The 11,009-nt window shown below is 42.4% G+C and carries 9 protein-coding genes and 1 pseudogene; 1 reads left to right on the top strand and 9 read right to left on the bottom strand.

Annotation, left to right across the window (positions count from 1 at the left end; genetic code table 11):
* Window positions 1-843 precede the first annotated feature (843 nt).
* Window positions 844-1,185, top strand: a pseudogene (locus CXF62_RS15015) (septal ring lytic transglycosylase RlpA family protein); the annotation flags it as partial.
* A gap of 161 nt (window positions 1,186-1,346) precedes the next feature.
* On the opposite strand, the gene radA reads toward CXF62_RS15015, so the two are convergent.
* The 9 genes from radA to mutL all read right to left on the bottom strand — a co-directional run bounded on the left by radA (window position 1,347) and on the right by mutL (window position 11,003).
* Window positions 1,347-2,783, bottom strand: coding sequence for a DNA repair protein RadA (gene radA, locus CXF62_RS12030; RefSeq protein ID WP_102094543.1), 1,437 nt, complete (start codon window positions 2,781-2,783; stop codon window positions 1,347-1,349).
* A gap of 392 nt (window positions 2,784-3,175) precedes the next feature.
* Window positions 3,176-3,886, bottom strand: a complete 711-nt coding sequence (lptB, locus tag CXF62_RS12025) for an LPS export ABC transporter ATP-binding protein (protein ID WP_371547716.1) — start codon at window positions 3,884-3,886, stop codon at window positions 3,176-3,178.
* A 143-nt stretch (window positions 3,887-4,029) separates the two neighbouring features.
* Window positions 4,030-4,518 carry a lipopolysaccharide transport periplasmic protein LptA gene (gene lptA, locus CXF62_RS12020; RefSeq protein WP_179799007.1) on the bottom strand — a complete coding sequence of 163 codons (489 nt, stop codon included), beginning with the start codon at window positions 4,516-4,518 and terminating at the stop codon, window positions 4,030-4,032.
* A 158-nt stretch (window positions 4,519-4,676) separates the two neighbouring features.
* On the bottom strand, window positions 4,677-5,261 hold the full coding sequence (gene lptC, locus CXF62_RS12015; RefSeq protein ID WP_102094540.1) for an LPS export ABC transporter periplasmic protein LptC: 585 nt from the start codon (window positions 5,259-5,261) through the stop codon (window positions 4,677-4,679).
* A complete protein-coding gene (locus CXF62_RS12010) occupies window positions 5,258-5,824 on the bottom strand; it encodes a KdsC family phosphatase (RefSeq protein ID WP_102094539.1) in 567 nt (188 codons plus the stop codon). The genes lptC and CXF62_RS12010 overlap by 4 nt, the downstream gene beginning before the upstream one ends.
* A 77-nt stretch (window positions 5,825-5,901) precedes the next feature.
* Window positions 5,902-6,894, bottom strand: a complete 993-nt coding sequence (locus CXF62_RS12005) for a KpsF/GutQ family sugar-phosphate isomerase (RefSeq protein ID WP_102094538.1) — start codon at window positions 6,892-6,894, stop codon at window positions 5,902-5,904.
* Window positions 6,895-7,114: 220 nt separating this feature from the next.
* Window positions 7,115-7,642 (bottom strand): RNA chaperone Hfq, encoded by a 528-nt coding sequence (hfq, locus tag CXF62_RS12000; RefSeq protein ID WP_102094537.1) that lies wholly within the window; start codon window positions 7,640-7,642, stop codon window positions 7,115-7,117.
* A gap of 327 nt (window positions 7,643-7,969) precedes the next feature.
* Window positions 7,970-9,136: a tRNA (adenosine(37)-N6)-dimethylallyltransferase MiaA gene (gene miaA / locus CXF62_RS11995; RefSeq protein ID WP_102094536.1), complete on the bottom strand. Its 1,167-nt coding sequence runs from the start codon at window positions 9,134-9,136 to the stop codon at window positions 7,970-7,972.
* Window positions 9,137-9,218: 82 nt separating this feature from the next.
* Entirely contained in the window at window positions 9,219-11,003 is a 1,785-nt protein-coding gene (gene mutL, locus CXF62_RS11990) for a DNA mismatch repair endonuclease MutL (RefSeq protein WP_102094535.1), read from the bottom strand.
* Between the last annotated feature and the right edge of the window lie 6 nt (window positions 11,004-11,009).

Here is an 11,009-nt window from a genome sequence, read left to right as displayed (position 1 = left end):
ATAGACATGATTTTCAATATGAGTTAATCGCCTATAAGTTCAGAAAGATTTTATTCCTTGTTTTTTACAAAAAATTGCGTTAACCTCGTTTTACTGTACTCTGATACATAACCCGTACATAGCTACTAATAAACTTTGCATTTAAATATATTTAGGTTGTAGCGTAGCCGTATAGTTAGCATCTTGTAGATTCCAGACTTTCAAATACACTACTTAATTAACGGTTTGATAACAAAGCGATACGCGATGTCCTCTGAACCTTTTATTAACGTAGCATTCTAAAAAAGTTTGTAGATCGCACATCATGTAAATACGACATATAGTGACATTGTCACTCAGTCCTGATTTTGGACTTTGTATTCAATGCTTATCGCTAACTATCATTTGAGCGTATCATCAGTCGCTTTAGCTCTATTTCTGCTGAACACTGATGATAATGAAATGAAAAATTACCATATATTAATATCTATAAGAGCCACGCATTAATCAATATGAAAATAATAGATTAATACCATGCTCAATCTAAAATATTTAGAGTTAGGTTTTGATGTATAAGTTATAGAGGTATTTATGAACAAGCGTTTATCTGGTTTACTTACAATGTCAGCAATGTTATTTGCTGGCTCTGCAGTCGCTACCAATGCAAATGCTGTAGAAGCAAAGACCACACTTGCTATGATTTCGCAAGATAACGCCTCCCACATTGACCGTGTACTTGGTGAACTAAGCCGTCAGCATGATGGTGCATCAAGTTTGGTAAAGTCAGCCCGTCAGCCGACTTCATTGGCACTTAGCAGCTCATTGTTAGCCAATGATACGACACAAGTTACCAATGATGAAGATGTATTAGAGCGCTTAACAGCTGTTGCTTCTAACTCTGTCAGTAAGTTCAAGCAGACTGGTCTTGCGTCTTGGTATGGTCGTAAGTTTCATGGTCGCAAGACTGCCAGTGGCGAAACTTTTGACATGAACGGTTTAACTGCAGCGCATCGCTCATTACCATTGAACTGCTATGTCAAAGTCACTAACAAGACCAATGGTAAAAGTGTCGTGGTAAAAGTGAACGATCGTGGCCCATTTCATGGTAACCGTGTATTAGACTTATCTTATGGTGCCGCCAAAAAACTCGGTATTACGAGTAAAGGCGTGGGTAACGTTGCTATTGAGCGCGTTGCAGGACCTTAACTTTAGGTATCAGTTTTAAAGACCAATAATATTGCTAGCCTATCTAGCAAAAAAAGCCTAACTCATCATTAGTTAGGCTTTTTTATGGTCTATATTTATCGTTCCAAACTAACAGTAGCGACTAAACTACTCAAAACAAAGTACTACTAATTCTATATAACTTATAACTCAAAGGCGCTTTCGATAGCATCATCGAGTCGCTCAACAGCAATCACATTGATACCTTTAAACTGAGGCGCATCTTTAGCAGGCGCATTGGCCTTTGGAATGATGGCATGCTTAAACCCATGTTTCATCGCTTCCTTCAGGCGCTCTTGTCCATTAGGTACTGGGCGGATTTCACCAGATAGACCGACTTCGCCGAATACTGCTAATGAAGATGGTAACGCTCTCTCTTTAATACTTGAAGCACAAGCCAACAGTACGGCCAAATCAGATCCTGTCTCTATGACTTTGACGCCACCAACGACGTTGACATAGACATCTTGTCCACTGGTATGTATTCCGCCGTGACGATGCATCACTGCTAGCAACATGGATAAACGTTGGAAGTCTAAACCTAGCGCCATTCTTCTAGGCGAACCTTGTGAATCATCGACCAAGGCCTGCACTTCTACTAGTAACGGCCTTGTACCTTCACGGCTGACCATTACTACAGATCCAGCAACAGGTTTATCGTAACGACTTAAAAATATCGCTGATGGATTGGCGACTTCTTTGAGCCCCATATCAGTCATACCAAAGATACCCAATTCATTAACCGCACCAAAGCGATTTTTGACCGCACGGATCATACGAAAACGTGAGTCAGACTGGCCTTCAAAATAAAGTACGGTATCAACCATATGCTCCAATACTCGCGGACCCGCTAGCGTACCTTCTTTGGTTACATGTCCTACTAAAAATAGTGCCGTTCCCGTTTGCTTAGCATAGCGGGTCAAAATTGCAGCAGACTCTCTAATCTGACTGACACCACCTGGTGCAGAGTTGATAGCGTCCGTATAAATTGTCTGAATAGAATCAATAATAGCAATGGCGGGCTGCTCTTGCGTTAATGCAGCGCAGATAGTTTCTACGTTAGTTTCGGCCAGTACACGCAGTCTATCAGCAGGCAAGTCTAAACGTTTGGCTCGCATGGCTACCTGCGCAAGTGATTCTTCACCCGTCACATATAGTGCACTACCTGCTAGTGAATCCGCCCGTGCCATATTGGTCGCCGTTTGCAGCAAGATCGTTGATTTACCAATACCTGGATCACCGCCGATTAACACTACGGAACCCGCCACTAACCCACCACCCAGTACGCGATCGAACTCACTGATACCAGTTGGTAGGCGTGTGTCGAGCGTCACACTTACTGCATTAAGCGGCATGACAGCACTGTGAGTACCAGAGTAGTTACCAGCTGGCGCACTGGTACCACGAGTAGCAGCTCGTGCGTTATTAGGCTTCGCGGTGCTCTTATTGTGATGAGGCATGCTGACATTTGGGGCTTCGACCAAGCTATTCCATTCCCCGCAATCCGTACACTGCCCGGCCCATTTACCAAAATGCGCACCGCAATGCTGACAGACATAGCTGCTTTTATTTTTTGCCATAGCTTATAAGCCTTATTCAGAGGGTCAATCGAGAATAATGAAGAAAGTATTGTCACGCTTTATAAGCGCTGATTCAAAAATATTTGTTATGATAAGTCAGCCTTTAGTTTTACAAGCTGTACTTGAAAGAGGATGATATTAATTGTAGAGATGTTAATTGTAGATATAAGTAGTAACTGGCTTACAGGCTCTATATAGAATAGTGTTAACCAGCTCTATTAGTTAATTAGAAAATATAAAGTTGTTAGTATAACTTTACGCAGCGTTTTGAAGGCAAAATGCAGAGGAAGTAAGGAAAACCTATGCCAGCACAACTCTACTTTAACGGCACCTTTTTGTTTTGAGCGCACTATATAAAATAGAGTATGAGATAAGCAACTTAACGCTCTCACTTATACTTGAAAGTCTTTACCTAGATAAACGGATTTCACTAAATCATTTTCTAACACTTCAGCCGAAGTGCCTTCTGCAATGATAGCGCCTTCTGATACGATATAAGCCTTTTCACAAATCGCCAATGTATCTCGAACATTATGATCGGTGATTAAAACGCCAATACCGCGATTTTTAAGCGTCAAAATAACGTCTTTAATATCACCGACAGAGATAGGATCTACCCCTGCGAAAGGTTCATCTAATAAGATAAACTTAGGATCAGCGGCCAATGCTCGCGCAATCTCACAGCGTCGACGCTCACCGCCTGACACGCTCATACCCTGAGACTTGCGCACATGTTCTAAATGGAACTCGCCAATCAACTTTTCAAGTTCTTGATGCTGTTCAGCTTTACTTAATTCTTTACGAGTCTGTAGGATAGCTAAGATATTATCTTCGATAGATAATTTACGAAAGATTGATGCCTCTTGTGGTAGATAGCCGATACCCGCACGCGCACGCTCGTGCATTGCGTATTTAGATAAATCCATTTTACCTAGCGTAACACGGCCCTTATCCATATTGACCAGTCCCACCACCATATAGAAACTTGTCGTTTTACCAGCACCGTTAGGCCCCAACAATCCGACAACTTGACCCTGTTCGACAGAAAATGAAACGTCTTTGACCACCCAACGCTTTCCATAGCGCTTGCCTAGATTTTGCATAGTCAATCGAGCGACAGGCGCCGTATTAGTATTTGATGCCGATAGGTCTAGATTTTTATCATCGCTCATAACTTACTCTTACTTTCACAAAATTTAAGCATTGCTAAAGGCAGACTGATTTACTCATAGCCTGTTTATTTGGATTAACGTACGCCACTCTGATTTGTACCATTGTTAGGCGGGAATACCAATTCAACGCGCTGATTACCACCAGCAGTCGCTTCAACATCACCTGCTTTTAGGCTATAACGAATGACGTTACCAGCGAAGCTTGCACCATTCTGAACCAACTTTGCATTGCCAGTTAGCGTAATAATCCCAGACACTGCATTGTAGTCAATCTTATTAGCCTGCCCTTTTGCCAAGCCCTTTTCTTGCGTGACTACTTGCTGCATAGTCGCTGGACGGCCAGTTGCTACTGCTGAGTTAATGCTACGCTGCTGAGAAAGATTGACCGTGATGTTGTCAGCCGTCATCTTAAACGTACCTTGAGTGATAATGACATTACCTGCATAACTGGTCACGCCGGTACGCTCACTATAAGTGGCTTTATCCGCTAGCAATTTAATCTGCTGATTAGAATCTGATGGCAACGCATGACTATATAGCGGTAGCGCCAATAACATCACCATTGGCAGTGTGCGCAATTTATGCAAGCAGAGTGCTGATGCGCGTAAAGTAGGCAAAAATTTAAGTTTCATATAAATAACTCATTTCATAATAGGTGGTAGGATTTGCAAACTTTATGCTAGCTGCTATTTTTTGACACAGTAAATAAGAAAGACTTTGATTAAAACAATGCTTTGTCTTGGCGTTCAGATGGAGAAAAGGCAACAGCAACTTGGCCAAATTCATATTCACCCGTTTCAAGATTGGCAGTCATACTAGAGGCTTCAAATCGATTCATGCCTTGTTCGATTTTCACAGGCGCGTCACTGTATACTTTGCCTGATTTCGTATTACCTTTTAGCGTACTACCAGTCACTTTTATCGGTTCGATCTCAGGGGTACTCTTATTGCCTTCGCTCACCAGTGTAAATCCACCTGATAAACTAAGCTCCCCTGTCTGTTGACTAATAGCTGCACTGCCCGCTTGAATACGATAGCGTTGCTCTGCAGATGGTTCCCAATTCATGGTAATGCCTGACATTTCATCCTGATTGGTCTCAGGATTATGCGTCAAAGACTCAGCGGTAAGCTCGTATTCGGTTTCACCTTGTTCATTGGTCTGCACGGCTTTGATATCAGTGGCTTCATAATCGACATCTGTTGTTTCAATATTGACTGGCGGCGTTACGTCGCCTTGCTGCTGAAAAAACCAACCTGCGATACCAGCAATAATTAAGGCTAATACAATTAAGACACGTGTATTCACGACTGGTTATCCTGAGTTTGCGCCTCATCAAGCGTGTAATGCGCGATAAAGTCTTGATAATGTCCATGACCTTTTAAAATAAGGTCACATATCTCGCGCACTGCACCAGTACCGCCAGCACGAGTCGTTACCATGTCACTGCGCTTGATGACTTCAGCATGCGCATTAGGTACGGTTGCCGCAAAGCCTACTGTTTGCATTGCTTTGATATCTGGTAAATCATCGCCCATATAGGCACAGTCAGCAGCAGTGATATTCAGGGCAGGATCTAGAGAAGATAGCAGCTCGTTTAGCGCAACAAGCTTATCATCACGGCCTTGCACCACATGGTTGACGCCCATTTCTGCTGCGCGCTTATTCACCATTGCACTACTACGGCCCGTAATAATGGCTGTCAAAATACCGTAGCGTGCTAACGACTTAACACCCACACCATCATGTACTGAGAACGCTTTGGTCTCAACACCATTGGCATCATAGATAATTTGACCATTGGATAAAATACCATCAACATCCATGACCAATAGTTTTACTTGTCCAGCTTTCTGTATCAAGTCCTGCATTATTTGTCTCTTTTTAATATTTATTTTCGAAGCGTTATTCTATATAGCTTAACTATTTCAACGGCAACTCACAAACCTTATTTGACCCCAGCTTGCAGCAAATCATGCACGGTAATAATAGCTTCTAAACGATCTTCATCATCAATAATCAATAACTGGCTAATACCACTCTCATTCATGACACTAAGCGCATCTGACGCACGCATCGTTTTACTGATATGGCGTGGATTACTGACCATTACTTCATGCATTGGCGTTTGTAGATCGATGCCTTTCTCTAACCCTCGGCGCAAGTCACCATCTGTGAACACACCGACGACCTTATTGTTATCATCAGTCACCACTGTCATGCCCAGTCGTCCGGCAGACATAGTAAATAAAGCTTGTTGCAATGGGGCTTGCTGATGAATCAAAGGCAAGTTTTCTGAATTGGTGTGCATCAAATCTTCAACACGCGTCAATAGCTGACGACCCAAGGCACCAGCAGGATGCGATAATGCAAAATCTTCAGAAGTGAAATTACGTGCGTGTACTAAAGCAACCGCTAACGCATCCCCGAGCGCTAAAGTAGCTGTCGTACTGGAGGTAGGCGCTAGATTAAGTGGACAAGCCTCTTGCGACTGACCGAGCGTTAATACAATGTCAGCTGCTCGTGGTAACATACCGCGCTTATCACGACTGATACTGATAAGAGGGATATTTAGATGCTTAACAACTGGCAGTAGCATCTTGATTTCATCTGACTCACCTGAGTTTGAAATAGCAAGCAGTACATCACCTTTCACAAGCATTCCCAAGTCGCCATGCCCCGCTTCACCAGGATGCATAAAAAAAGCAGGCGTACCCGTTGAGGCAAAAGTCGCTGCTATCTTGCGTCCAATTAATCCTGATTTGCCCATGCCCGTGACCACCACTCGACCCTTACAAGTCAGGATGATGTCACATGCTTGTGCAAATCTGTCGTCAATCTGCTCTGTTAGCAGTGCTAACGCAGATATCTCTGTATTAATGGCCTCGATAGCAGTGGTAATAAATTGCTCATGGGTTAAGTTGTTTTTGGTATCACTCATGAATCCGCTCTATTTTTATAATGAATCAATACGCTATTTTACTACACTATGTTTCATATTAGTAATAGTCTACAAAATCTACACTAATATAGTGCTGCATACGGAATAAAAGAGCTTGCTGCTATCTATACAAAAAAAACCCACTATTATTAGCAGGTTTTAAACGAATAAATCATGTCTTAATGTTTTTTCAGACAACACGCTCGATTAATTCAATACGTTAGCTATTGCTATCATTAGAACCGTCGTTTGGCTTATCTTCAAAGCCTGTGTTATCTGCCGTGGTATCAAACCCACGATCTTGACCGAAGCCACCACGCTCGAAGCCGCGCTCTTGACCTTGTCCAAAGCTACCGCGTTCAAAACCACGATCTTGACCTTGGCTAAAACCACCGCGATTAAATCCACTGCGACTCGATGCAAAACCACGTTCTTCAAAGCCGCCAGCAGCAGGGTTGCTACCACGTTCAAAGCCACCGCCTTGATATCCAGTCGGTGCTGCGCTCTGAGGCTGAGCACTTGTACCTGTCGTTGTGCTACTACGTGGGTTACGTGCTGGCACGACTGTTGAAATGGCATGCTTATATACCATTTGGCTCACTGTGTTTTTCAGGAGAACGACATATTGATCAAATGATTCAATTTGGCCTTGTAATTTAATACCATTTACCAAAAAAATAGAGACAGGAATGCGGTCTTTGCGCAGCGAGTTCAAGAACGGATCTTGTAAAGTTTGTCCTTTTGACATGAAATCTCTCCTAAATATTATATAGTTATGTTTTGAGTGCCAATTATTTTAAGTGTTAATTTAATTATAATGGCTAAAAGGTAGATACAATAAGGTGTTTTCTTTATAAAACGTATCTAAATAAATATTCATTGCTCTTAAGTGATTCCACTTTATCGCGAATACGTTATTATTGTAAATAATTAAGTAACTAGTTGTTTCGTTAATACTTTCTGTCTACAAAAGTCTATAAACCAGACATCATAACAAGGCTCAACGCACTGAGCCAAATTATAACAGCTATCTATGTCAATTTTTGAAACTAATTGTGTTAGCTATCATTGCACCTTAAGACAAGTACTCTCGTGCTTCGGCCATGGTTTCAAACGTTTGTAATATCATACGACTGCTAGCATCAGCCCCGCTCTCAAACTCTACTGTCCCATTCGATGATGCGCTAGGCAATTGCATTACCTTTCTTAGCCATGTGTACTGACGTTTTGCTAGCTGTCTTGTAGCATATAATGCCTTATTTTGCATTTCCTGACAAGCAAGCGCCTCGGTCTCTTGGTTAGCCATATTTGGTTGAGTAGCTGACTGAGCAACATTATCTGAGATTTCTTTTTCTCCGTTGACAGCTATATGCTTTTCAAAAGCTTCATAAAATTGAGCTTTATCTAGATGAGTCTCATCAAATATCGGATGCTCAATATGCACCAAGTATTCTAGTACTTGCCTGTAGCCCACACAGCGCATCGAAGGTATATTAGGCGTGAGCGGATACTTTTTTAGTAAGTCTATGACTTCAGCCACTAGCCCTTCATTCCACATGATATCTAGACGTTGTTCGATACGATTATGTAGCCATGGACGATCTGGCATTACCGATAGCGCATGCCATTGCTGATTCGGATTATGTGCCAATGCTTGCTTTGGCTTGCGCTGCCAGTCACTTATTGGAATATGTGTTTGTAGATAGACTTCAATTGCTCGCGTGATACGCTGAGTATCAGTAGCATTCAAGCGCTCATGACTTATAGGGTCTATACTCCCCAAATAATCATATAGAGCGCTAACACCTTCCTCTTGACGCCACTGCTCTACGCTCGCCCGTACGCTGTCATCGCTATCGGGCACAGGAGACAACCCATCGAGTAGCGCCATGTAATACATCATGGTACCGCCTACTAATAATGGTATCTTGCCATTTCTGTGACACTCGTCAATAAGACGAGCAACGTCACTGACAAACTCCGCCACGCTATAGCTTTGCGTAGGATCGATGATATCGACCAAATGATGTGGATAACGCGCCAGCTCAGCCGCTGTTGGCTTGGCTGTGCCAATGTTCATGTCACGATATATCAGCGCTGAGTCCACTGAGATTAATTCAAAACGACCTGTATCGTATAGCTCGTACGCCAGTGACGTCTTGCCGCTAGCAGTTGGTGCCATAAGACAAACCACGCTGTTATCCGTCAGTTTGTGAGGTAGGATATCAGACGAATGTTGCATAAAGTGGCCTTTCATAATATATGGATAACTCAGATATCGATTGGTTTAATTGCTTTAAGATGTTGTAATTATTTTCAGATATTCAGGATAGCATTAGCTTTACTAAGCGATGACTGTCTATCGCTTTAATAGCATTGTTCATGATTATTCCAGTAAGATCATTCACAAAAACCATTGAATCCTGTGCAGACATTTGCGCATTGACCATTATAAGTTGCTGATTAATCTCAGTAGCACTGTTTGGCAATCTATCTTTTTTGAATACTTGCTGACTAGAGGTAAGTGATTCGAACAACTGGCTTACTTTAAACTGCCAGTCTTTAGCACTTATCAGTGCACACTGCCCTTGGTGATAAAATAATAACCAAGGTAGCTTTTTATCATCTGTGTTTAAGTCCATGTCAACAGCTTCTACATCGTTAATGATATCTAAGCAAATTGGTAAAGATGCAGAGGTAGCTGCTCCATCAGAATAATGTGAAGTGCTGTGGTTACTATTGTTACTTTGGTCTGATCGTTCATTGATATAAGATCGCGCTGACTCTTGCAATAAAGGATTACTTGAAAGTGATTGGTTTGCAGTAGACTGATAAGACTGTCTAGTAGATTCTACTTGATTATTCTGCCTTTGGTTATTGCTAGACTGACTACTTGAGATGGGCATTTCAGACGAACGACCTTCAGAAGCATTATTATTTACCCATTCCACAGATTTGTATTGGCTGTCAGTTTCTGTCGTCGCTACGGACGCAGATGCAGAATCAATTCCAAGCCCAAACTTAGCTACATCAATCGTTTTCAACTGCGTACGAACTGTATGGCCTAAGTGCGCCATAATATTATTCAATGGACTGATTTTGATACGCTGTTTAGATGGATGCACATTGATATTCAACCATTGCGTTGGTAAATCAAAATACAGTGCATACCCCATACCTGCTAGCTGCGCACCTTGTGCCAGTTGACGTATTTGATTGCTAATCAATGCTTCTTTTACCAGTCTGCCATTTACATAAATCAGTTTGGGTAAGTCAGATTTGTCATGATGTAGCGGCCATAACCAACCACTAATCGCTGCCTGATTAACATTGCTATCATCGTACGCTACAGACGACTGTACCAGACTCGACAAATCTATCGATATTGCTAATGCATTATCTGTCAATGCCATACCAGTCGCTTGTTCTAGACGCGGCAGTGGCAAGCGGCTGTCATTATTGCCACTAATACTCATAGCACTTGCAGATAATGATAGCCGCTGTTTATTGTCATGAAAAAGTGTCAAAGCAACATCGGCACGCGCCAGTGCAACCTCTCGGACGATGGTTTCAATATGCCCGAACTCAGTAGCAATAGATTTTAAATTGCCACGGCGGGCAGGCACATTGAAATACAAATCTTTTACGACAATCGTAGTACCGCAGTTATGCACAACTGGTAACAGTTTTGGTGTGTCATCTAATACGCCAGCGACCTGTAATTGACGGCCAATACCACTCTCATCATGACTACTGGTTAAGGTCAAACGAGAGACAGCAGCCATCGCCGCTAACGCTTCACCGCGAAAACCCAACGTCGTAATACCATGCAGATTAGCAACGTCAGCAACCTTACTGGTCGCATGACGAGTGATGGCCATAACCATGTCATCAGGATGAATGCCGACCCCATTATCCACTACCTCAATCAGACCCATACCACCTTGAGTGATGCGCACCTCAATATTGGTCGCACCAGCATCGATGGCATTTTCCAGCAACTCCTTGACCACTGCTGCTGGACGGGTCACCACCTCACCTGCTGCTAATTGATTGATTAGCAACGGCGATAGTTTTTTAATACGGGTATTAGGATGATTATCTGGCATTTATAG

The sequence above is a fragment of the Psychrobacter sp. MES7-P7E genome (assembly GCF_002863645.1).
Classification (GTDB): Bacteria; Pseudomonadota; Gammaproteobacteria; order Pseudomonadales; family Moraxellaceae; genus Psychrobacter.
Note: the sequence above shows the minus strand (reverse complement) of the source record. Positions and strands in the feature narration are given on the sequence as shown.